The following is a 23,857-nucleotide window of genomic DNA, read 5'->3' as shown; positions in this document are numbered from 1 at the left end:
TTAAATATAACCATATGAAAAATAATAGTTTTATAAGAATCTTATGAAGTTGGTGCGAAAAATGCTGTTTACTTGCTGAAACACTATCTTGTGCTCATCGTTTGAGGCGTGTGAGCGTAACAAATAGTCCGTTGGGATCGCTGTGAGTTGGCTGGAAAAGGCTGCTAGAACAGCATTCGTCCCGTATCAGGCTAAGGCGATATCGTCCTTTCATTGTTCAATTTACGGTGTCGACAAAAGTGTCGTCGCAGGGGCTGTCGTCATAAATGACGAGTCACTTGCAGGATGTGAAGCGCACAGCATAGAGAGAGATTATGAACCGTTTTGTGATTGCGGATCCGAGCTTATGTATCGGCTGTAATACCTGTGTGGCGGCGTGCTCCCAAGCCCATTTAAGCGAGGGATTGCAAGGCGAACCTAGGTTAAAAGTGATGCGAACTGCCGAGGAATCGGCCCCGCAAATGTGTCACCAATGTGAAGATGCGCCGTGTATCACGGTGTGTCCAGTTGGAGCAATTCGTCGTGAAAACGACGCCATTGTGCTCAATGAGAGCCTCTGTGTGGGGTGTAAATTGTGTGCGATTGCCTGTCCATTTGGGGCGATTACCTTAAGTGGATCGAAACCTATCGATATTCCAGAGGGTGTGTGTAGCCCTATGGCGCCGCCCCCCGAGCGGGCGCCCCGATCGGTTAGCCCTCTGCTTGATTGGAAAAAAGGCGTGCGCAGTGTCGCGGTCAAATGCGACTTGTGTGCATTTTTAGATCAGGGCCCAGCCTGTGTGGCGACCTGTCCGACTGGGGCGATAATTGAGGTCAGTCAGTTAGCACTCGATCAAGCGAATACCCGAAAAAGGCGCCAGAGCGCACAGCCACAGGCCAATCAGCTTAATGTGGTAGCACATGGTGATCGGCCGGTTAAAGGAGAACGTTCATGAGTCATTCGCTTGCTTTATTAGCGCTAGCACTGGGGCTGTTTGTCGTCAGTGGCCTCATTTCGTTGTGTCTGCTGCGCGCTGAAGATTGGGCCATCCGCTTAAGTGGCGTGTTGACAACCGTCGCCGGGGTCGTTGCTATTGTTGCCGTGTGGCCAATTCTACTCGGAGCACCGATGATCACGGCTCATTGGCCTGGGCCATTTGCTGAGTTTGCGCAATTGAGTGTTCGAATTGATTCATTTGCCGCGCTGATGGTGGTGGTGATTAGCTTACTGGCGAGCATCACCGCTATCTATTCCATCGGTTATCTCAAGCACTACCAAGGGCGCGGTGCATGGTCAATTGGCTTTTTCATGAACCTGTTTATCGCCTCGATGGTGTCGCTGGTGGTAGTGGACAACGCCTTTTACTTTATCGTCTTGTTCGAGGCAATGTCCTTATCCTCATACTTTTTGGTTATCGGAGAGCAGGATGAAACATCAGTCAGTGCGGGGTTATTCTACTTTTTAATCGCTCACGCCGGATCGGTGCTGATCATGTTGGCGTTTTTGCTGATGTATCGTCAGGCTGGCAGTTTCGATTTTTCCGCTTTCCGGCAATTGTCGCTCAGTCCGCTGCAAGGGTCGCTGGTGTTTTTGTTAGCCTTTTTTGGTTTTGGCGCCAAAGCGGGGATGATTCCGCTACATGGTTGGTTGCCACGGGCACACCCCGCTGCACCATCGCATGCCTCAGCGATGATGTCCGGGGTCATGGTAAAAATCGGTATCTTTGGAATTATCAAAGTCGGAGTCGATTTGCTCGGCGCCAGTCAAGTGTGGTGGGGCGTGATGGTTCTTGGATTTGGTGCTCTGTCATCAGTGCTGGGCGTGCTCTATGCCTTAGCGGAACACGATATTAAACGATTGCTCGCGTATAGCACGGTCGAAAATATCGGCATTATTTTGATGGGGGTTGGCGCTGGCATGATCGGTATGGCTACGCATCATCCTTTATTGGCGGTGATTGGCTTGTTAGGCGCACTGTATCATTTACTCAACCACGCTGTCTTTAAAGGACTCTTGTTTCTTGGCGCAGGCGCTGTGATTGAACAAGTGCACAGTAAAGATATGGATCAGATGGGTGGACTTGCCAAGCGTATGCCGCAAACGGCGTTTGTCTTTCTTATCGGCTGTATGGCGATTGGAGCACTGCCGCTGCTCAATGGCTTTGTCAGTGAGTGGTTTACTTATCAATCTTTATTTTCACTGACTCAACATGGCCATACTTCGCTGCAACTGGTTGGCGCCATCGCCATTGTCTTGCTGGCGATTACTGGGGCGATAGCGGCGATGTGCTTTGTCAAAGTTTATGGTGTGAGTTTTTGCGGTGCGGCTAAAAGTGCCGCAGCAGAACAAGCGCATGAAGAACATGGTGCGATGCGTTTAGCCATGGGGCTATTGGCGCTGTTATGCGTGTTGCTGGGATTGGGCGCGTGGCAAATTGCGCCGCGTTTAACCGCAATTGCTGCAATGCTTGCCCATAGCCATATCGTGTCAATTGTTGCGGGGGGCGGGAGTGTGGCGCCAGGTGCACAGGCACTCACTTCACTCAATGCGCCATTACTGTTGCTACTGCTGTTGGCTCTGCCTTTATTACCGCTACTGATCTACAGAGGTTTGCACGCTCGCCGTTTGGCATTTCGCCGCCGGGGCGACCCTTGGGCCTGTGGTTATGGCTACGAAGCCAATATGGCAGTGTCAGATGGAAGTTTCACGCAACCACTCAGAGTGTTCTTTAGTTTCTTGTATCGGTTGCGGCAGATACTCGATCCTACACCATTGATGCTGCGTTCTCTTAACAACGTACGACGCGGCGCTGAGCGTGTCGAACCGATGTTTGATGGGGTGTTGGTGATGCCGATGGTACGCGGCACGCTACGAGTGAGTCGTTTGGTCCAATGGATCCAGTTCGGTGATTTTCGCGCGTACTGTTTATATGTGGTCGCAGCACTGTTGATCTTGCTGTTTGCGGTCATGCTTTAGGGAGAAACAAGAATGATACACCACGTGCTGTTGATTCCATTGCTCTGCGGCTTATTACAAGCTCTGTTACTACTGGCGATAGCCCCGTTTTTTGCCGGGCTGTCACGGGTGCTGCGGGCCAAAATGCACAATCGCCAAGGGCCACCAATTAGCCAAGAATATCGGGATATTTTTAAACTGCTGGCTCGCCAAGATGTGGCCCCTGTCAATAGCGGTAGCGCATTTCGCTGCGCGCCATTTATTTTGCTGGGTACTTTGCTGGTGGTGGCTATGGCTCTGCCAATGATGACCATTCAATCGCCTTTTGCTGGGGGCGGCGACATTATCACCTTGATCTATCTACTGGCTATTTTTCGCTTTTTCTTTGCGTTATCAGGGATTGATTCAGGGAGCCCGTTTGCAGGGATTGGTGCCAGCCGCGAAATGACGCTCGGGGTGTTGGTGGAACCGGTGTTAATGCTCTCGCTGATCGTGGTCGCACTAGTGGCCGGCTCGACCAATATTGGCGTGATTAGCGCAGCTCTTGCTGGTTCTTGGCAAAGCCCTAGCGCCACACTGCTGGCACTACTCGCCTGTGGTTTTGCGCTGTTTATCGAAATGGGCAAGGTCCCCTTTGATGTTGCTGAAGCGGAGCAAGAGCTGCAAGAGGGTCCTCTAAGCGAGTACTCCGGCGCATCGCTGGCTTTGATGAAGTGGAGTTTAAGTTTCAAACAGGTCGTGGTCGCTGCGTTATTTTTGGCGATTTTTATCCCTTTTGGTAAAGCTGCCTCGCCGACGCTGTTCGCGCTGCTGTGGGGTGCGCTGAGCTTATTGCTTAAGTTGGTGGTGGTGTTTGTGCTGGCAGCCTTGGTGGAAAACAGTATGGCCCGTGGCCGGTTTTTGTTGAATAACCGAGTGACATGGCTTGGATTTGGGGTTGCCGCGTTGGCTTTGGTGTTCTATCTGACTGGGCTATAAGCCAAAGAATGGGAGTTGTTTTGATGATGAACCATATTGCTTTAGCAACGATGCTAGTACCGTTTATCGGCGCGTTGCTGATTGCTTTTTTGCCAAAGCGCTACGGGCCTTTGATCTGCACTGGATTTGCTTTTTTGGCAACGTTGGGGATGGGCTCGCTTGCTTACCTGTATTGGGCGGGTGGTAAACAGGATGTGACTTGGGTGCTCTATCAGTTTCACCAAGCGCAATTGTTTGGCTTTACGTTTGATCGCTTGAGTTTGCTGATTGGCTTTGCGGTGGTGTCACTGGGGTTGTTGGTCAGTATTTACTCATGTGGCTATATGAGCCCTGGCAACCGCGAGCATCCACAATCTGGGGATAATCGCTATTGGGCTTTTTTACTGGTGTTTATCGGTGCGATGGCGGGGTTAACTCTGTCATCAACGATCTTAGGCCAGTTGCTGTTTTTTGAAATCACGGGCGGCTGTTCATGGGGGCTGATTGGTTACTATCAAAGTGAAAAATCCCTCAAAGCTGCGTTAAAAGCGCTGCTAGTCACCCATCTCGCCTCATTAGGTCTGTATGTGGCGGCCGCTTGGTTGTTTGCCCAAACGGGCACGTTTGCACTGGCAGCGATTGCCCAGCTTGATCCAACCAGTCAATTGGTGGTGTTTGGCGGGATCTTGTTTGCCGCATGGGGTAAATCGGCGCAGTTACCCATGCATGTGTGGCTCCCCGATGCGATGGAAGCGCCAACGCCGGTGAGTGCTTATTTACATGCAGCTTCGATGGTCAAAGTTGGCGTCTATATTTTTGCTCGGGCGATCTTTTCCGCCGCCGGTCACGTGCCGCACATTATCGGTGTTGTTGGCGTGATCATGGCTATTATCACACTGGTCTATGGCTTTTGGATGTATCTGCCACAAAAAGATATGAAACGGTTGTTGGCCTATTCCACTATCACGCAGCTTGCTTACATCTTTTTAGCGCTGTCGTTGTCAATTTTTGGCTCGCATATGGCCTTTAATGCAGGGGTTGCATACATCTTTAACCACGCTTATGCCAAAAGCTTGTTCTTCTTAGTAGCAGGGGCACTGAGCTACAGCTGCGGAACCCGTTCATTGCCCAAATTCAAAGGGATGATCCGGCGCTTGCCATTGCTCGGAATTGGCTTTTGCGTGGCGGCAATGGCAGTTGCTGGGGTACCACCGTTTAACGGATTCTTTAGTAAGTTTCCGCTATTTGCCGCGGGGTTTTCGCTGTCAGCCAACCAACTTTGGTTGCTGCCGCTGCTGATTGTCGCGCTGCTTGAATCGGTGGCAAGTTTTGGCTGGTTCCTCTACTGGTTAGGGCGCACGGTGCCCGGCGAGCCCTCTGAGGCGATTGCTGCTGCGAGCCCCGTGCCGGTTTCAATGAAGCTAGTGTTGGTGGTGTTGATTGTGATGTCACTGGTATCGAGCGTGATCGCTGCGCTCTGGTTGCAATAAGGAATGATCATGACTGGAAGTTATCTCGTCATCCAATTCGCAGGCTTGTTGATTCTCACCTCTGTGTTGGTGATTATCTCACGCAAAGCCCGCACAGCGGCGCTGCTCTATGGGTTGCAGTCGCTGGTGTTGGTGGCCACATTTGTTGCGCTGGGTCACCTGCTTGGCTCTGAGCAATTGTATAAATGGGCCATCAGTGCCTTTATTACCAAAGTGATTTTAGTCCCCGGGGCAATGCTCTGGGCGATGCGCAATATGGTGGACGCTAAAGCCGATGGCAGTGTGATCGCGACACCGTGGTTAGTGCTTTGTGCGGTCGTGATCGTGCTGGTCAGTTTTGCTGGCGTACAGTCAGTACAACTGCCGTTAACGCCGTCGCTCAAGCCGGTTTTGGCGGTGTCGTTAGGACACTTTTTACTGGGTATTTTGTGCATTGTCAGTCAGCGAAACATCCTCAAGCAGATCTTTGGTTATTGCTTGATGGAAAATGGTGCCCATCTCACCTTGGCGTTATTAGCTTATCGCGCCCCTGAACTCGTGGAAGTGGGGATCTCCACCGATGCGATTTTCGCGGTGCTTGTGATGATTTTGATGGCTCGCAAAATTTATTCTTCGCTGAACACCCTTGATGTTCGCCAACTGACTCAACTAAAAGGGTGATGAGCATGAGTAATAATGAACTAATCTTCACCTTGTTGGCCGTGCCATTGTTGAGCTCCTTATTAACTTTTGCCTGCCGCTGGAGCGGGAAAAGTGCCAAGGTGCTGGTTACCACGCTGCATAGTCTTGGAATTGTTGTTTTGCTGGTGATGTGCGGTGTTTGTACTTGGCAGGTTTATGCGCACGGCGCGCTATTTGCCGGTGCGCTGTGGTTTCACTTAGATAGTTTAGCCGCGCTGTTTATGCTGATTTTAGGTCTAATCGGCTTTATTACGGGGGTCCACTCTATCGGTTATATGAACCATGAGTTAGCTCACGGTGAAATCAGTCAGGAAACACTGTGTACTTACTATGGATTGTTTCACCTGTTCTTATTTACCATGTTGCTGGCTATTACCAGTAACAACTTGATTTTGATGTGGGCAGCGGTAGAAGCGACGACGGTGAGTTCGGCATTTTTGGTGGCGATTTACGGCAAACGGACCTCACTTGAGGCGGGCTGGAAATACATCATGATCTGTAGCGTTGGGGTGGCTTTTGGTTTGTATGGCACTTTATTGGTTTATGCCAATGCGGTGCAGGTGATGCCTGATCCCAATCAAGCGATTTTCTGGAGCGCGGTACTCCCTTACGCACATTTGCTTGACCCGACCTTGATGAAGCTGGCGTTTATATTTGTGCTGATTGGATTTGGGACCAAAACGGGTTTGTTCCCGATGCATGCCTGGCTGCCTGACGCCCATAGTGAAGCTGCCAGTCCTACCAGTGCACTACTTTCGGCGGTGCTGCTTAACTGCGCCTTATTGGTGATTATTCGTTTTCATATCTTAATTAGTGCGGCGATTGGTACGGCTTATTCATCGCACCTGTTGCTTATTTTCGGCTTTTTATCTGTGGCGGTTGCTGCATTTTTGATTTTGGTGCAGCGGGATATAAAACGGCTATTGGCTTATTCGAGCGTCGAAAATATGGGGTTAATTGCTTTGGCTCTGGGGATTGGCGGACCGTTAGGTACGCTCGCGGCGATGCTGCATACCCTGAACCACAGTTTGGCCAAAACGTTGTTGTTTTGCGGCTCAGGCAACGTTTTACTTAAATATGGTAGTCGCGATCTGAATGTGGTCAAAGGGGTTTTGCGTTCGATGCCGTTAACTGGCGTACTACTGGCAGGCGGCGCGTTGGCGCTCGGCGGTATGCCCCCATTTAACGTCTTTCTCAGTGAATTTCTTACCGTGACTGCGGGAATTCGAAGCGGGCACTATGTATTGACCGTGGTGTTATTACTATTGCTAACGGTCGTGTTGGCGGGGCTCGTGCGCTTAGTGGCTAAAGCGGTGCTGGGCCAAGCACCTGAAGCGATGAGTAAAGGCGAACTAAGTTGGCTCACAACGGCGCCAATGGCAGTTCTATTAGCTTTAATGCTTCTGATGGGCACACATATTCCGCAGCCGGTATCACGCTTACTTGAGCGCGCAAGCGCTGTAGTGCTGCACTCTGATTCAACGGCGAATACCCCAGTGGCGGTATCGCTGACATCTGACCATTTGTCATTCCCTACAGCTGTTCGTCAGGAGATAGACCGTGATTGATCAACCTACTCAAGCGGCGTGTGGCGCCGATTATTTGGCGCAAGTTCAGGCGCAATTCCCCCATGCTGTGTTAGAAGCACAGTGGCAAACTAAGAATCAGTTGACGATCACCGTCAAGCTGAACGCATTGCCTGAAGTGGTGGAATATCTCTATTATCAGCAAGGCGGTTGGTTGTCGGTATTATTTGGTAATGATGAACGCAAACTGAACGGTCATTTTGCCCTCTATTATGTATTGTCGATGGAAAAAGGCGAAAAATGTTGGGTGACCGTCAAAGTCTTGGTCAATGCGCTTGTGCCTGAATTTCCATCAGTGACGCCCAAAGTTCCCGCAGCGGTTTGGGGCGAGCGAGAAGTGCGTGATATGTATGGGCTGATCCCCGTGGGATTGCCCGATGAACGCCGACTTGTGCTACCTGATGATTGGCCTGAGGATCTTTATCCACTGCGCAAAGACAGTATGGATTATCGCCAGCGTCCGGCACCAACCACCGATCGAGAAACCTATCCGTTTGTCAATGAATTGGGTGATAACAAGAATCGTGTCGTGCCCATTGGGCCGCTGCATGTGACTTCAGATGAACCAGGCCATTTTCGGTTGTTTGTCGATGGTGAGCAGATCATCGATGCCGACTATCGCCTTTTTTATGTGCACCGAGGGATGGAAAAATTAGCCGAAACGCGGATGGGTTACAACGAAGTGACCTTTTTATCTGATCGCGTGTGCGGCATCTGCGGTTTTGCTCATAGCACGGCTTATACCACCTCGGTTGAAAACGCGCTAGGCATTGAAGTGCCCATTCGTGCTCAGATGATCCGCTCTATTTTGCTCGAGATTGAACGCTTGCACAGCCATCTGCTCAACCTCGGTTTAGCATGCCACTTTACCGGTTTTGATTCTGGTTTTATGCAGTTTTTCCGGGTCCGAGAAAAATCGATGAAGATGGCGGAAATTTTAACCGGTGCGCGCAAAACCTATGGGCTGAATCTGATTGGCGGGATCCGCCGCGATATGCTCAAAGATGACATGATTGCCACCCGCAAATTGGCGCAAGAGATGCGTCGAGAAGTGATCGATTTGGTGGATGTACTTCTCAGTACTCCGAATATGGCGCAGCGCGGAGTCGGTGTGGGACGTTTGGAGCCTCAGATCGCGCGTGACTTTAGTAATGTCGGGCCAATGGTGCGTGCCAGTGGACATGCCCGTGATATGCGTACCGACCATCCTTTTGCCGGCTATGGGTTGCTGCCGATGACGGTTCATACCGAGCAAGGTTGTGATGTGATGTCGCGGCTCAAAGTGCGTATTAACGAAGTGTATACCGCGCTGAATATGATCGACTACGGCTTAGATAATTTGCCACAGGGCCCCCTGATGGTGGAGGGCTTTACTTATCAGCCGAATAAATTTGCACTGGGCTTTACCGAAGCACCACGCGGCGATGATATTCACTGGAGTATGACAGGGGATAACCAAAAATTGTATCGCTGGCGATGCCGTGCTGCAACCTATGCAAACTGGCCAACACTGCGTTATATGCTGCGTGGTAATACAGTCTCAGATGCGCCCCTGATTATCGGCAGCCTCGACCCGTGCTATTCCTGTACTGACCGAGTGACCTTTATTGATGTCAACAAAGGCAGCAGTAAAACCGTCTCATATAAAGAAGTAGAGCGCTACGGCATTGAGCGTAAGCACTCACCGCTGAAGTCTTAAAGCAAGGAGTCTATGATGCTGAAATTTTTTAAAAAAGCGCTCAAAACGGGGATTGTGACCGGTACTGACCCGCTCACTCCACCGGAAGTTGATAAGAATTTTCGGGGAAAGCCTGAACATGATCCCGCGCAGTGTATTGCCTGCGCTGCTTGTGTGAATGCCTGTCCGGCCACTGCTTTAACGGTAGAAACTAATGTCGCCACAGGGATGCAGCAGTGGTCGCTATTTTTGGGGCGCTGTATCTTTTGTGGGCGCTGCGAGGAAGTTTGCCCAACTGGTGCTATTGAGCTTGGCCAAGAGGTGCAGTTAGCGGTTTGGAATAAAAGTGATCTCTATCAAAAATCGGATTTCCCCATTGCGTATTGTAAAGAGTGCGGCAAACCGTTTGCGGTTGCTAAATCACTCGATTATGCCCAGCAGATACTGTTGCAAGCTGGGCAATACACCGATAAGGAAAGCTTAACCAATCAGCTGCATACCTGTCCTGATTGCAAACGCCTGCACAATGTTACTCAATCACAGCGGATCATGTTAAGCCGACTATTACGGGAGCCACAGTTATGAGCGAGCAACGAATTGGAGCCGTGGACGCACAAGGTCAACCTGTTCCCGTCAGTGTCGATGCAAGTATCGCTCAGATGAAACATGCGCTGCTCAACCAAATTGGTCGCTCAGCCTATATTTATCGTGTTGACTGCGGAGGTTGTAATGCCTGTGAAATTGAGATTTTTGCCTCGATTTCACCGCTGTTTGATGCAGAACGCTTTGGGATTAAAATAGTGCCTTCGCCGCGTCATGCTGATATTTTACTCTTTACTGGGGCGGTCACCCGCTCTATGCGTATCCCCGCACTGTTATCCTATGATGCCGCGCCCGATCCCAAGATTGTCGTGTCCTATGGCGCTTGTGGCAACAGTGGTGGAATCTTCCACGACTTGTACTGCGTGTGGGGGGGCACCGACACCATCGTTCCTGTTGATGTCTATATTCCAGGTTGCCCACCAACCCCTGCTGCTACCCTCTATGGACTGGCGATGGCGCTGGGTCTGTTAGAACAAAAAATTCATGCCAGAGAGCCGTCCGAACACGATGCTCAGGCGGCGCAGTTGCGCCACCCGCAAGTGGCGCCGCAATTGCGGGTGGCTATTGAGCGCAAAGCTCGGCTGCTGGCGGGGTATCGTTATGGTCATCAAATTGCGGATGACTATTTGGCGTTATTGGTTAAACCAAACGCAGACCATACCTTGGCGGCCTATCTCAAAGAGCGCAATGATCCCCGTTTAAGCGAAATTGTCGGACAGCTGCAACAGCTCACACTGGAGCTTGGGGTATGAGCGAAACGGTCACTTTTTTTGCGTTGCGGCGTAAATTTATCGACGAGCAAGACTGCCCTGATGCGGCACAGCAACTGGTCTATTACGGGCTAGCCATCGGCCATCATCTTGGTGTCATTGATTGCTTTGAGCCTGCTTTTAGTTGTGCTTATAGCGACTACCTAAATTGGTTAGAGGTCATCACCGATCCTGAGACGAAAGCCAAACTGAGCGGCATAACCCGCTATGGCGAGATCATTATCGATGTGTCGCATGTGGTGATGCTGGCGCGAGGCCTGGCTGCGATGAGCGCTGATGTAGCGCAACGTTATTTAGCGTGGCGTGATGAACTGATGCAACTGTTAGAGCTTATCCAACAAGAGAAAGCTGTGCATTTGGTGGTTCGGAGGTTAAATGACTGATTCAAAAGCCATTGTTAAAGCTCTATTGTGTGTGGGCAATAGCATGATGGGGGATGATGGCGCTGGGCCATTACTTGCTGAACAATTTGAACGCACGCCAGAGCGTCATTGGCAGGTGTTCGATGGCGGCAGCTTTCCTGAGGGGGAAAGTGCTCATATCCGATCGCTAGCACCGCACACTTTAGTCATTGTGGATGCCACCGAGATGGGGCTTGCGCCTGGGCAAATTCGGCGAGTTGACCCTGACAGCATTGGCGAAATGATGTTGATGAGTACCCACAGTATGCCGCTTAATTTTCTTATTGATGATCTTCGTGAGGCTGTCACGGACATCATCATGATTGGTATTCAACCCGATATCGTTGGGTTTTGTTATCCGATGACCGAGGCCGTGCAACAGGCTGTAACGCAGCTTTATGAAGTACTCCGTGATGGCCGTTATCTGCAAATCCCTTGGTTAAGTGACCCATTATTATGCCAAGAGGAGGCGTAAGAGGTGTCGAGCACATCGTCAAATATGCCGAAGTGACGATGCCAATGTGCCAATTCAAGACGTATTAGTTTAGTTATCATAATGAAAATAAAGGAAAAATTATTTGGCTTAGATTATGTATATCTCATCTAAGCGGTTGTTACCGAATCTAAAGAGAATGGGAGTGCTCATGAACCGTTTTATTTTGGCCGATGCCAATAAGTGCATTGGTTGTCGAACTTGTGAGGTTGCCTGCGTGGTGGCTCACGATGCCCATGGCGATGTCACTGCAATTAATTCAGTGAATTTTACCCCACGTATTCGGGTGGTCATCGGGGAGAATATCAGTACTGCGACATTGTGCCATCAGTGTGAGGATGCGCCTTGCGCCAATGTGTGCCCGAATGGTGCAATTCGCCGTGAAAATGGCTTTATTCACGTTCTACAAGAACGTTGTATTGGGTGTAAGACCTGTGTGGTTGCCTGCCCTTATGGCGCGATGGAAGTGGTCACCCACCCAGTAGTTCGCAACACTGGAGCCGCGGTGAACGTCATCGTGGAAAAAGCGGAAGCAAGTAAATGTGATTTGTGTTTTGACAAGCCACAAGGGCCCGCCTGCGTGAGCGTGTGCCCAACTCAGGCGCTACGCTGTGTTGATCGCAACGATTTAGCCAAAATGAATGCGGACAAACGCCGCCGCGCTGCGCTCGATGCTAGCGCATCAATTCTTTAAGATTCGAGGGTCTTGCACATGAAAAAAGTAACCACTGTATGCCCTTACTGCGGGGCGGGTTGTAAATTAAATTTAGTTGTCGATAACGGCAAAATTATCCGAGCTGAAGGTGCTAATGGCGCGACCAACCAAGGCGAGTTGTGTCTTAAAGGCTATTATGGATGGGATTTTCTCAACGATACCAAGCTATTAACACCACGCTTAACACAACCCATGATTCGCCGCGAACGGGGTGGTAAATTTGAAGCGGTGAGCTGGGATGAAGCGATTCAATATACCGCGAAACGTTTAAGTGAGATCAAAGCCAAATATGGCCCACGCTCGATCATGACCACGGGGTCATCACGAGGCACGGGTAATGAAACCAACTTTGTGATGCAAAAATTTGTCCGAGCGGTCATTGGTAGCAATAATGTTGATTGCTGCGCGCGGGTGTGCCATGGCCCATCGGTCGCTGGTCTTCGTCAGACCCTCGGCAATGGTGCGATGAGTATTTCAATTGAAGGCATTGAAAAATCGAATTGTTTATTAGTATTTGGTTATAACTGTGCTGATTCTCATCCTATTGTGGCGCGTCGTGTGGTTAAAGCCCGTGAAAATGGGGCTAAAATTATCGTTTGCGATCCGCGTAAAATTGAAACAGCCCGTATTGCTGACCAACATCTACAACTAAAAAATGGCTCAAACATGGCGTTGGTCAACGCCTTCATCTACACCTTGATTGAGGAAAACCTTTACGATAAAGAGTATGTTGCCAAATATACTGAAGGTTTCAATGGGTTGTGGGATGAGGTCAAAGACTATGCCCCTGAGCAAGTTGAAGAAATAACGGGTGTAGCTGCGAGTGATATTCGCCAAGCGATGCGCACCTATGCGGCTGCCCCATCTGCGGTAATTATGTGGGGGATGGGTGTGACCCAATTCGGTCAAGGCACCGAAGTGGTGAAAGGCTTGTCAACGGTTGCTACATTGACCGGTAACTTGGGTCGAGAAGGTGCTGGTGTTGCGCCTGTTCGCGGACAAAACAACGTCCAGGGTGGCTGTGATATGGGGGTCTTACCTGATCTATTCCCTGGTTATCAGAAAGTGACTGACCCAGTCGCGCGGGAAAAATTTGCCAAAGCGTGGGGCATTGACCCTGAGTCAATGGACAAAGAAGAGGGTGTGCGCATCACCCAAGTTCCACACTTAGCATTAGAAGGCAAAATCAAAGCCTACTACATCATGGGTGAAGATCCGCTGCAAACCGAAGCTGATTTAAGCCTGGTACGTAAAGGTATCGAAGCGCTCGATTTTCTGGTAGTGCAAGATATCTTCATGACCAAAACCGCTGAGCAGGCTGATGTGATTTTACCGGCAACCTCTTGGGGTGAACATGGTGGGGTCTTTACCTGCGCAGATCGCGGCTTCCAACGGTTTGAAAAAGCCATTGAACCGCAGTATAACGTCAAACGTGACTGGGAAATTATCTCGCTTATTGCCACCGAGATGGGTTACCCCATGCACTATGAAAATAACCAACAGATTTGGGATGAGCTGCGCGAGTTGTGCCCACTATATTACGGTGCAACGTATGAAAAAATGGAAGGTTTAGGTCACGTACAATGGCCTTGCCCAACACTGGATCATCCGGGTACACCCTATCTATATAAAAATAATGAGTTTGCCACCCCATCGGGTAAAGCGCAGTTGTTTGCGACCGCTTGGCGTGCACCTGCTGAAATTCCAAGCAGTGATTATCCACTGGTGTTGTGTACTGTGCGCGAAGTCGGCCATTACTCATGTCGCTCGATGACTGGGAACTGCGCGGCGCTAAAAGCCTTAGCGGATGAACCAGGATTTGTGCAGATCCATCCAAGCGATGCCAAAGTATTAGGTGTTGAGGATCAGCAGTTAGTCTGGGTCGAATCGCGTCGCGGCAAAGTGATTACCCGTGTGAACTTCAATGAGCGGATAAACCCTGGCGCGGTCTATATGACCTATCAATGGTGGATTGGTGCGTGTAATGAGTTAACCCAAGATAACTTGGATCCAACCTCGAAAACACCTGAAACCAAATATTGTGCGGTTAAAGTGAGTGCAGTTGCAGATCAGATCTGGGCAGAAAACTATACTGCTCAAATGTATAGCGAACTCAAAGCTCGGCTGCGCAATGCCGTCGAACAGGCCTGATTGGTTCATATCTAATGAGTCAGGCTATTGCTCTGCGCATCCAAGGGACCATTCAAGGGGTGGGATTTCGCCCCTTTGTTTGGCAACTTGCTATGCGCTACGGATTAAAGGGCGATGTCTGTAATGATGGTCTCGGGGTATTGGTTCGCCTTTATCCTGAGCCAGATATGGCCGCCTTTGTCGATGATCTGCATACCCAAGCGCCGCCACTTGCACAGCTGAGTCATGTTGATTGGTCTCGTTTTAGATGGAATGATCCACCTGCTGAGTTTATTATCCGCCCCAGTCAAATGGCGGCAATGAGTACGGCAATCGCCGCAGATGCAGCTACTTGCCCTGAATGTCTAGCCGAGTTGTTTAACCCAAGCAATCATCGCTATCACTACCCTCTGACAACTTGCACTCACTGTGGGCCACGCTTTAGCGTGATTGAAGCGATGCCTTATGATCGCGAGCGCACGACTTTAGTTGATTTTCCTCTTTGCCCACGTTGTGCCAATGAATATCGTGCACCTCATGATCGACGCTTTCATGGCGAATCAACCGCCTGCCCAGAGTGTGGCCCAAAGCTGCATTGGTGGACTGAAACAGAGCGTATTATTGCTCATCCATCAGATCCAGATGCACCGTTAGATGCAGCTGTCACCGCGCTTAAGCGTGGCAAAATTATTGCGCTCAAAGGACTAGGCGGCTTTCATTTGGTCTGCGATGCGAGCAATCAGCAGGCCGTCATGAAACTGCGGCAGCGCAAAGCACGGGTTAGTAAGCCACTGGCAGTGATGGTGGCCGATCAAAGCGGTTTGACTCAATTGCTTGAGCCTACACAAATAACCAATGCCCATTATTGGTTATCATCGTCAGCGGCGCCCATCGTACTGGCTGATAAAGCTTGCGTGTGTGCGCTAGCTTCAGCTGTGGCACCCAATCTGGATGAAATCGGGGTCATTTATCCGTCCAATCCATTGCAGCATCTGCTCGCGCGGGCGCTGCGCCGACCCTTGGTGCTCACCTCCGCCAATCGTTCCGGTGAAGCGCCGCCGCTGGATGATGAGCAGGCATGGCAAGATTTGAGTCACTTAGCCGATGGGTTATTAGGCCATAACCGGCGGATTGTTAGCCGCATGGATGACTCGCTGCTGCGCCTTGATGGTGGGCAGGGGCTGATGATGCGGCGCAGCCGCGGCTTTGTGCCGCAAGCCGAATCACTTGTGGAGGCACTAGGCCAAAGCCCTTGTGTGTTGGCACTTGGGGGCGATCTGAAAAATACCTTTGGGCTGCTCAGTCATGGCCAAGTGACGTTAAGTAGTCATTTTGGTGATCTGGCGGTGCACTCCATTGAGCAGCAATGGCAACAAGCGATTGAACACTACCTACAGGTCTATCAGTGTCAGCCTCAACACATTGTGATTGATGCGCACCCGGGGTATGCCAGTCATCGCTTTGGGCAACGATTGGCGGCGCGCTGGCAAGTGCCTGTGCAGCGTGTGTTCCACCATCATGCGCATGTCGTCGCTGCCATGGTTGAAGCAAAGCTGAGCGCTGCGCAATCGGTGGTCGGGATCTGCCTCGATGGCCTAGGAATGGGGGAGCAGGGCCGGCTTTGGGGCGGCGAGTGTTTGGTGGCCAACTACGCCCACTTTGAGCATATCGGTGGGTTACCTGCGGTGGCCTTACCGGGTGGTGATCAAGCTGCCACGCAGCCATGGCGTAATCTACTGGCGCAGTGGCACTCGTTTGTACCCGATTGGTCTGCGCATTGGCCACAAGCGTTAACCGATTGCCCAGCCGATGCGCTTAGCCGCGCGATTGCGAGCGGTTTAAATTCGCCGCTGGCCAGCTCCACCGGCCGGTTGTTTGATGCGGTGGCTGCATATCTTGGCATTCATGCCCTACAACTCGATTATGAAGGGCAGGCGGCTATCATCTTAGAGCAGTTAGCGCGCCGGGCGATCGATGTGCGCGCGCAGGTAAGCATGCCAGTGTATCGGGCGAAAAATGGCAAACTGCAACTGGACTTAGCCGCCTTTTGGCGTCAGTGGTTAGTTCTGGATGGGTCGCCAGCACAGCGAGCTTGGGTTTTTCATGATGCTTTGGCCGCAGGCTTTGCCCAGATGGCCAAACAAATCGCTCGTGAGCGAAGTATTGATACTGTGGTGGTGTGTGGTGGGGTGATGAATAATCGGTTGCTGCGCGAGCGATTTAAATTTTATCTGAGTGATGTCAATGTGGTAATGGCCGAGCGTTTTCCAAGTGGTGATGGAGCATTAGCACTGGGTCAGGCTGCGGTTGCTGCCGCTCGCCTTGGTGCGCTGTGATGTATCGGTTGATGAATAAGGAAAATGAATGAACTATTTTGGCAATAAAGAGAATTCTCGCGGCATCGTCCTTATCGGGGGGTTATTGGCTGCGAATGTGGCTGCTTGGTTGTGGGCGGTGATGGTCTTTCATCAACATGCGGCGTTACTTGGCACGGCGCTCTTAGCGTGGACCTATGGGCTGCGTCATGCTGTCGATGCAGATCATATTGCCGCAATTGATAATGTCACGCGCAAGTTAATGCAACAACAGCAAAAGCCACTAGCGGTAGGGGCTTTTTTCTCACTAGGCCATTCGACTATTGTGGTGCTGGCTTCGATTGGCATTGCTGGCCTAGCCAGCCATTTTACCGCCCATTGGCAGTGGTTGCATGATGTTGGTGGGGTGATCGGTACCTCTGTGTCAGCGTTGTTTTTACTGGTGTTAGCCGTGGTCAATTTGGCGATTTTACGTGATGTTTGGCGGCGTTTCCAAGCGGTCAAAAATGGTCAACAACAACATGATGTTGATCTCGATACGGTTCTTGCTGGTGGACTGATGAGCCGCTTATATCGCAAACTCTTTGGCCTTGTTGAACACAGTTGGCAGATGTATCTCATTGGCTTTTTATTTGGCTTGGGGTTTGATACGGCCACCGAAGTGGGGTTGCTTGGTATCTCAGCGGCTGGTTCGTCCAGTGGTTTGTCGGTGTGGTCGATCATGGTTTTCCCAGCGTTATTTACCGCAGGGATGGCGCTGGTTGACTCGCTGGATAATATGGTGATGGTACATGCCTATGGCTGGGCTTTTGATAAACCGCTACGCAAGCTTTATTACAATATCACCATCACTGCAACCTCCGTGGTCGTGGCACTTGTTATCGGCGGATTAGAAGCGCTGGGGCTCATTGCTGACCAATTAAACTTACAAGGTGGTATTTGGGATGGTGTGGCACTGGTCAATGATCACCTCGGTAATGCAGGCTTTATTGTGATTGGTATTATGGTGGCGTGTTGGGTGCTTTCATTGCTGAACTACCGCTGGCGCGGGTACGATGATATGGTGGCTTAGCTGATTCATCACCGTTTAAATGGTTGCATAGGATCAGCGCCCTTTTTGCTGTCAATGAAGGAGACTCGATGAGTCAACCAACTAGAGCCATTCAGCAAGCTTGTTATGATCGCTATTTTCGATTTAATAATATGCGGACTCTATCAACCGCACAACCTAGTGCACTGCGTTTAGTCCGTCGACCGGGCGTGAGTGCATTTGTTGACGGAACGCGCCGTTATGATAACCAAGTATTGATCCACCAAGCCAACGCGAATGGCTCGATCGCTGAGGTGATAGCGCTTTATGCTGAGACTCATTCACCTGAAATTAGCATTGAACCCGATGCGATGAGTCTATCGCTGTCGCACTCTTTATCTGCCCATGGTTATCTGCCTAGTTATGCCCTGGAATTTTTGGCTTTAGAGACGGCCCATTATCAGGTCCCTGCTAGACTTGCTGCGCTGAACGTAGAGATGTGGGATAACAGCCACGCCGACGCATTTTTGCAACTGTTAAAAACGTCTGGATTGGCCTGTGATGATGCGATTTGGGCCATCAAGCGCCGCTATTATTGTACCGAAACGTTTCGCTGTTTTGTCGCTTTTATTGATGATGTCCCGCGCGCGTGGGCGACGTCGTTTATAGAAGGTGATTGTGCCATCTTTGCCAACGCTTTTACCCAAGAGCCTTCGCGTCGTCATGGTTGTCAAAGTGCACTGTTACATGCGCGCATTAACGATGCCAAGGCGCTTGGCGTAGCGCATCTGTTTACCGATGTGATGCCGCATTCGGTTAGCAGCAAAAATTGTAGAGCGGCTGGTTTTTCAACACTGACACACCGCACCGTATGGGAGAAATATGTGTAGCGATGTCAGGCTCTTACCCGCTGAGCCCAGACATTTCATCTATAAAACGATGAGATGTCTGGGCGCAACCGTTTTTTGCTTGTGATACCGCTTATCCCGCTTATCTTATATTCACAATGCTTTGTGGCCTTTGGCAACATCAACCAGCCAACGTCTGACAATACCTTCTTCATCTGGCGTGATGCCGTCGAGTAGCTCTTTTTCTACCGATTCGGCAATTAATTTACATTGTGCCAGCAGCGCCAAACCCTCACTGGTCATATCGATGAGTTGAATGCGCCCATGTTCTTTATTTGGGTGGCGGGTAATTAATTTCGCTTTTTCTAAATTGCTGAGAATGACACTCATTGTTTGCGGCGTTAGTAAGGACAATTTAGCTAAATCTGCGCCGGATGCCCCAGGATAGGCCACCAACATGGTTAATACTGAAAACTGTGGCAAGGTGATTGCCAGTTGCGCCAATGCTTTCTCCATTCGAATTCGCTGCGCTGCGTGAGCTTGACGTAGCAGGTAGCCTATATGACCTTGCTCACCTCGTTTTTCTTCGCCAATGGCTGGAATATTAACGCGCGTGTTTTTCTTATTGCTCATAATGTAAGAGTTCTGATATATTCAAATATGTTCGAATTCTTATATTATAACTTTGTTGGAGAGAAAGAAATGACAAGTAGTGATAAATCCGCTCGTATTGACTATGCATCTTACAAGAGGTTGGCACCAGCGGTTGTGGCGGCGTTAACTGCGTTAGGTCAAGCCATTGATGATTCGGGCCTTGAAAAATCATTAACTGAATTGCTAAAAATCAGAGTTTCTCAAATCAATGGCTGCGCGTTTTGTCTGCAATTGCATCTGAACATGGTGCAAAAATTAGCGTTGCCTATCGCAAAAATCAATTTGCTCTCGGTGTGGCATGACGTGGATTGTTATTCAGTGCGTGAGCGGGTCGCACTTGAGTGGGCTGAAACATTGACAATGATGGCGCAACAATCTGTTGATTCAGCATGTTTTGACAAACTAACACAGCAATTTTCTATCGCTGAGATAGGCTATTTAACTGCGGCTATTGCCAACATCAACGCGTGGAATCGCATCGCTGGTGGACTGAAATTTACGCCTATGATCCCCGCAGCCCAGTTGATTGCAGTGGAGCGCCAAGCATGAAGCCACAGCGTTATCAGCTTAAAGAAATAACAGCGCCAAGTGAGGTCGAAGTGCTTTATCCATTGGTCACTCAACTGCGTCCTAATCTGCAAACAGTTGACGAATTTATTCAATGCTGGCAGCGCCAGCGCCAGCAAGGGTATTGCATTATTGCACTCTATGATAAGCAGGTAGCGGTGGCTATGGCAGGTTATCGGGTTGAAGAAAACTTAGCCCATGGGCGATTTCTCTATGTTGATGATCTAGTGACAGACCAACATGTGCGAAGTCAGGGCTATGGGGAACAGCTATTGGTCTTTTTACGCGATCAAGCCATTATATTAGGGTGCAAAAAGATAGTGTTAGATACCCCGTTGAGTAATGCGTTAGGGCATCGTTTTTACTTTCGCTGCAATCTATTGGCAACTTCTTTGCGTTTCGCTCAGACAATTTAAGCCACCATTTATTGCCGCCGGGCTAGCTCATTTTAAAACGTCATGTGACGCCGAATACTTCAAGTCAAACAGCGCTAGCTCATCACCCAAAGTCATTTGGGTGTCAGCGGATGGCTCAGTGAGCCGTTGCCTATCAGTATTGCGACGATTGGGGTGGGATGTAATTCCAAGATGAGACAATCCATTGCCAACGGCGGCTGTAAGTCCTTAGAACGTTTCGTTTATTACTAATTAATTTTATATTAATCAATAGTCTACGCCGATTAATGTCACCGTTCTGTCATTTTAACTTCATTGCAATGTCATCAAATCACTCTAATTTGGCAGACATGAAAAGGCACTGAGGTAAGTAACGATGCGAATTGCCCAATTAAGTGATATGCATTTTGTGAGCGCAGGTGAGCGCTTATATGGCAGCGTTGATGTGAATGCCCAAAATGCCGATATTATCCATCAGCTTAATCAGCTGCATGAACCCGTGGATGCGGTAGTCATTACGGGTGACATCAGTAACGATGGAATCAGCGCACAGTATCAAGCAGCAGCCAAAATTTTAAGTTATATCCGCTGTCCGCTGTATGTGATTAACGGCAACCATGATGAGCGCGCGGCATTTATTGATGCGTTCGCGCCGTTATGCCCACCTTTGCAACAAGCTGGCGAGATGCGTTATGCCGTGGAGTATCCGTTTCATCGCTTGTTATTTGTTGACTCAACTGTGCTAGGACAAACATACGGGCATTTGAGTGAAGCATCTCTTGACTGGATTGAGGTGCAGCTTAAAAGTTGTGATAAACCAGTGGTTGTCTTTATGCATCATCCCCCGATATCAATGAACTCGGCGCATATGGACCCTATCTGTTGTCTAAACGGTGATACCTTGCTTACATTCGCGCAGCGTTATTCGCATTTCAGCGGTATATATTGTGGGCATAATCATTGTTTTAGTATCACCAGTTATCAGCAATTAATCATTGCGGCGGCCCCAGCAACATCAGTGCAAATCCCCGTTTATCAAAATGATAGCACCCCCTATTATCAATTTGGCCAAGCATCATGCCTTATCCATACCGTCACCGATAATGGCCGATGGGTGAGTTATCAACATCATTTTAGCGGTCTGCAAGGGATGCGCCGTTTTCCTTGGGTGAATGAAAGAGTAGTTCAATGAGCCAGGTTAAATTAACCCATATCCATAAAGCGTATGAAACAGCTACGGTTATTAATGATCTTAGTTTAGAGATTGCAGATGGCGAGTTTTTAGTCTTAGTGGGTGCCTCCGGCTGTGGTAAGTCGACCTTATTGCGGATGATTGCCGGTCTTGAGCCGGTGTCTTCCGGGGCGCTCTATTGTGATGGTAAAGAGATCACTCATAGCTCGCCAAAAGTCCGTAATTTTTCGATGATCTTTCAAAGCTATGCGTTGTTTCCGCATATGAGCGTGGAGCAAAACATCACCTTTGGCATGAAAGTGCGTGGAGAAAAACTGCGGGATAAACGCGATTTACTCGCGCAGACGGTGGCGATGTTACAACTGGATGAATTACTCAAACGCCGCCCTAAAGAACTATCGGGTGGGCAACGGCAACGCGTTGCGATGGCGCGAGCTATTGTGCGCGATCCTCGATTATTTTTAATGGATGAGCCCCTCTCAAATTTAGATGCCAAACTGCGCCATGAAGTGCGCGATGGCATCATGGCGCTGCATGCGCGACTGAAAACCACCACTGTCTATGTGACCCACGACCAAGTTGAAGCGATGACTATGGCGGATCGCATTGTGGTGCTTGATAAAGGGGAGATCCAGCAGATTGGTTCGCCAGAAGCGCTCTATCACTCGCCTGCCAACTTATTCGTTGCGAGTTTTATCGGCTCACCGAGCATGAACTTATGGTCACTTCCTTTGCAAAATCAACAGCTACAGCTGTGTGATTGGACGGTTCAGTTAGATGTCGATGAGTCGAAAGTGTGGTTGGGACTTCGCCCTGAACATATCAAGCTCGGTCCCAGTGCTGATGGTCGTTATCAAATGAGTGGTCAGTTACTGCGCCATGAGCTGCTGGGTCATGTTCGACTGGTGTGTTTGCAAACAGCGTTTGGTCCATTGCAATTTTTTTGTGAAAACGATGTGTCGCTGCCCGATGTGGATGCGACGGTTACTTGTCACTTTTTACCAGAGCGGGTTCACCTGTTCTCTGGTGCGACTCAACAACGGATAGCCGATAAGGATCTTCTATGAACAAACAGACGTTGCTCGCAGCCATCATTGCCGCGGGAACTATAGCGCCGACGATGGCCGCAACCCATATTGATATGATGTTCCCAGCCCCTGTGGATGGCAAGTTGACTGTCGAGATGAATAAACTCATCAAAAACTTTAATCAAGAACATCCCAATATCAAAGTGCGACCGATTTTTACGGGTAGCTATGATACGACCAAACAAAAAGCAGAAGCTGCGGCTAAAGCTGGCAATCCACCTGCGTTGGTGATCATGTCTGCCAACTATACGGCTGACTTGGCAATTAATGATGAAATTTTGCCGATGGATGCACTGTTTAAATATGGTAAAGAGCATGATGCGACAGCCTTTTTAAAGGCGAATTTTTGGAAGGCCGTACAAAAAAATGCCATGTTTGATGGTAAAGCGTATGCCATCCCATTTCACAACTCCACACCTGTGCTTTATTACAATAAAGATCTGTTTAACAAGGCAGGGATCGCTCATGCGCCGAATACTTGGGCTGAACTGCGTGAAGATGCTCGCAAACTTACTAATTTGAGCCAAGGTCAATGGGGCATCATGTTGCCATCGACCAACAATGACTATGGCGGTTGGGTTTTATCATCATTTGTACATGCCAATGGCGGCTTTTTCAATAACCCGGATTACCCCGGTGAAGTCTATTATAACTCGGTCACCACCATCGGCGCGTTGGATTTATATAAAGATTTAATATTTAAAGATAAAACGATGCCAAAAGGGGTGCTTGATAGCAAACAGATCGATGCGCAGTTCCTCTCGGGTAAACTGGGTATGACGGTGATGTCGACCGGCTCTTTAAGCTTTATTCGTAGCCATGCGAAATCATTCCACCTTGGGGTCGCAATGCTGCCGAAAAATGTTCGTCGTGGGGTGATCATTGGCGGCGCGTCATTGGTTTCATTTAAAGGGATTAGCACGGATCAGAAAAAAGCCGCCTATACCTTGTTGCAGTATTTGGTGAGCCCGAAGATCAACGGTCAGTGGTCACGCTTTACCGGTTACTTTGCCCCGCGCAAACAAGCCTATGATCTTCCTGAAATGAAGGCCTTTTTAAACAAATACCCAAGTGCATTGGTGGCCTTTAAGCAGCTTAAATACGCCTATCCTTGGTATTCTACTTATGAAACGGTAGCCGTTCGTCAAGCGATGGAAAATCAGCTCGCAGCGATGATTAGTAGCCCGGATATCACGCCGCAACAGGCCGCTGCCACTGCACAGGCCAATGCCGATAAAATCTTAGCGCCTTATCAGCAGCAGACTGCACTTGATCAACAATAATCTATCTAAGAGCCCGCGTTAAGCGGGCTTTCATCGCTCAAGGAGG

Annotated in this window: 22 protein-coding genes; 21 read left to right on the top strand and 1 reads right to left on the bottom strand. The window is 49.6% G+C overall.

All coding sequences use genetic code 11. The annotated features are described in order from the left end of the window. The first annotated feature begins 314 nt into the window (after nt 1-314). The 16 genes from ABUE30_RS17790 to ABUE30_RS17715 all read left to right on the top strand — a co-directional run bounded on the left by ABUE30_RS17790 (nt 315) and on the right by ABUE30_RS17715 (nt 18,674). Nucleotides 315-935 (top strand): 4Fe-4S dicluster domain-containing protein, encoded by a 621-nt coding sequence (locus ABUE30_RS17790; RefSeq protein WP_408625185.1) that lies wholly within the window; start codon nt 315-317, stop codon nt 933-935. Then, nucleotides 932-2,956: a hydrogenase 4 subunit B gene (hyfB, locus tag ABUE30_RS17785; RefSeq protein WP_408625184.1), complete on the top strand. Its 2,025-nt coding sequence runs from the start codon at nt 932-934 to the stop codon at nt 2,954-2,956. The genes ABUE30_RS17790 and hyfB overlap by 4 nt, the downstream gene beginning before the upstream one ends. A gap of 12 nt (nt 2,957-2,968) precedes the next feature. Further along, nucleotides 2,969-3,913, top strand: a complete 945-nt coding sequence (locus ABUE30_RS17780; protein WP_408625183.1) for a respiratory chain complex I subunit 1 family protein — start codon at nt 2,969-2,971, stop codon at nt 3,911-3,913. A 26-nt stretch (nt 3,914-3,939) separates the two neighbouring features. Further along, a complete protein-coding gene (locus tag ABUE30_RS17775) occupies nt 3,940-5,382 on the top strand; it encodes a hydrogenase 4 subunit D (RefSeq protein WP_408625198.1) in 1,443 nt (480 codons plus the stop codon). A 9-nt stretch (nt 5,383-5,391) separates the two neighbouring features. Beyond that, nucleotides 5,392-6,042 (top strand): hydrogenase 4 membrane subunit, encoded by a 651-nt coding sequence (hyfE, locus tag ABUE30_RS17770; RefSeq protein WP_408625182.1) that lies wholly within the window; start codon nt 5,392-5,394, stop codon nt 6,040-6,042. Between the two features lie 5 nt (nt 6,043-6,047). Continuing rightward, nucleotides 6,048-7,631: a hydrogenase 4 subunit F gene (locus tag ABUE30_RS17765; RefSeq protein ID WP_408625181.1), complete on the top strand. Its 1,584-nt coding sequence runs from the start codon at nt 6,048-6,050 to the stop codon at nt 7,629-7,631. Beyond that, entirely contained in the window at nt 7,627-9,348 is a 1,722-nt protein-coding gene (locus tag ABUE30_RS17760; RefSeq protein WP_408625197.1) for a hydrogenase large subunit, read from the top strand. The genes ABUE30_RS17765 and ABUE30_RS17760 overlap by 5 nt, the downstream gene beginning before the upstream one ends. Nucleotides 9,349-9,363: 15 nt before the next feature. Next, nucleotides 9,364-9,912 (top strand): formate hydrogenlyase complex iron-sulfur subunit, encoded by a 549-nt coding sequence (locus ABUE30_RS17755; RefSeq protein WP_408625180.1) that lies wholly within the window; start codon nt 9,364-9,366, stop codon nt 9,910-9,912. After that, a complete protein-coding gene (locus tag ABUE30_RS17750; protein ID WP_408625179.1) occupies nt 9,909-10,682 on the top strand; it encodes an NADH-quinone oxidoreductase subunit B family protein in 774 nt (257 codons plus the stop codon). Before ABUE30_RS17755 ends, ABUE30_RS17750 begins: the two co-directional genes overlap by 4 nt. Then, nucleotides 10,679-11,083, top strand: a complete 405-nt coding sequence (gene hycH, locus ABUE30_RS17745; protein ID WP_408625178.1) for a formate hydrogenlyase maturation protein HycH — start codon at nt 10,679-10,681, stop codon at nt 11,081-11,083. Before ABUE30_RS17750 ends, hycH begins: the two co-directional genes overlap by 4 nt. Then, nucleotides 11,076-11,576 (top strand): hydrogenase maturation peptidase HycI, encoded by a 501-nt coding sequence (hycI, locus tag ABUE30_RS17740; protein WP_408625177.1) that lies wholly within the window; start codon nt 11,076-11,078, stop codon nt 11,574-11,576. The genes hycH and hycI overlap by 8 nt, the downstream gene beginning before the upstream one ends. Before the next feature lie 169 nt (nt 11,577-11,745). After that, nucleotides 11,746-12,288 (top strand): electron transport protein HydN, encoded by a 543-nt coding sequence (gene hydN / locus ABUE30_RS17735; RefSeq protein ID WP_408625176.1) that lies wholly within the window; start codon nt 11,746-11,748, stop codon nt 12,286-12,288. 18 nt (nt 12,289-12,306) lie between these two features. Further along, on the top strand, nt 12,307-14,460 hold the full coding sequence (gene fdhF, locus ABUE30_RS17730) for a formate dehydrogenase subunit alpha (protein ID WP_408625175.1): 2,154 nt from the start codon (nt 12,307-12,309) through the stop codon (nt 14,458-14,460). 14 nt (nt 14,461-14,474) lie between these two features. Beyond that, the gene (gene hypF, locus ABUE30_RS17725) at nt 14,475-16,775 is read left to right on the top strand and encodes a carbamoyltransferase HypF (protein ID WP_408625174.1); all 2,301 of its coding nucleotides are present in this window, start codon (nt 14,475-14,477) and stop codon (nt 16,773-16,775) included. 28 nt (nt 16,776-16,803) lie between these two features. Continuing rightward, nucleotides 16,804-17,826: a HoxN/HupN/NixA family nickel/cobalt transporter gene (locus tag ABUE30_RS17720; RefSeq protein WP_408625173.1), complete on the top strand. Its 1,023-nt coding sequence runs from the start codon at nt 16,804-16,806 to the stop codon at nt 17,824-17,826. Between the two features lie 68 nt (nt 17,827-17,894). Continuing rightward, nucleotides 17,895-18,674 carry an N-acetyltransferase gene (locus ABUE30_RS17715; protein WP_408625172.1) on the top strand — a complete coding sequence of 260 codons (780 nt, stop codon included), beginning with the start codon at nt 17,895-17,897 and terminating at the stop codon, nt 18,672-18,674. Between the two features lie 111 nt (nt 18,675-18,785). Here the strand turns inward: ABUE30_RS17715 and ABUE30_RS17710 are convergent, their stop codons facing one another. After that, nucleotides 18,786-19,265 (bottom strand): MarR family winged helix-turn-helix transcriptional regulator, encoded by a 480-nt coding sequence (locus tag ABUE30_RS17710; protein WP_408625171.1) that lies wholly within the window; start codon nt 19,263-19,265, stop codon nt 18,786-18,788. 69 nt (nt 19,266-19,334) lie between these two features. Between ABUE30_RS17710 and ABUE30_RS17705 the strand changes: the two genes are divergently transcribed. The 5 genes from ABUE30_RS17705 to ABUE30_RS17685 all read left to right on the top strand — a co-directional run bounded on the left by ABUE30_RS17705 (nt 19,335) and on the right by ABUE30_RS17685 (nt 23,811). Beyond that, nucleotides 19,335-19,835: a carboxymuconolactone decarboxylase family protein gene (locus ABUE30_RS17705; protein WP_408625170.1), complete on the top strand. Its 501-nt coding sequence runs from the start codon at nt 19,335-19,337 to the stop codon at nt 19,833-19,835. Further along, on the top strand, nt 19,832-20,269 hold the full coding sequence (locus tag ABUE30_RS17700) for a GNAT family N-acetyltransferase (RefSeq protein WP_408625169.1): 438 nt from the start codon (nt 19,832-19,834) through the stop codon (nt 20,267-20,269). Before ABUE30_RS17705 ends, ABUE30_RS17700 begins: the two co-directional genes overlap by 4 nt. Before the next feature lie 355 nt (nt 20,270-20,624). After that, nucleotides 20,625-21,440 (top strand): phosphodiesterase, encoded by an 816-nt coding sequence (locus tag ABUE30_RS17695; RefSeq protein WP_408625168.1) that lies wholly within the window; start codon nt 20,625-20,627, stop codon nt 21,438-21,440. Continuing rightward, nucleotides 21,437-22,507 (top strand): ABC transporter ATP-binding protein, encoded by a 1,071-nt coding sequence (locus tag ABUE30_RS17690; protein WP_408625167.1) that lies wholly within the window; start codon nt 21,437-21,439, stop codon nt 22,505-22,507. Before ABUE30_RS17695 ends, ABUE30_RS17690 begins: the two co-directional genes overlap by 4 nt. Beyond that, nucleotides 22,504-23,811, top strand: coding sequence for an ABC transporter substrate-binding protein (locus ABUE30_RS17685; RefSeq protein ID WP_408625166.1), 1,308 nt, complete (start codon nt 22,504-22,506; stop codon nt 23,809-23,811). Before ABUE30_RS17690 ends, ABUE30_RS17685 begins: the two co-directional genes overlap by 4 nt. Nucleotides 23,812-23,857: the final 46 nt, after the last annotated feature.

Origin of the sequence: Celerinatantimonas yamalensis (genome assembly GCF_046054155.1) — a bacterium.
GTDB lineage: Bacteria > Pseudomonadota > Gammaproteobacteria > Enterobacterales > Celerinatantimonadaceae > Celerinatantimonas > Celerinatantimonas yamalensis.
The sequence above is the reverse complement of the archived record's forward strand: the minus strand, read 5'-3'. Positions and strand labels throughout refer to the sequence as shown.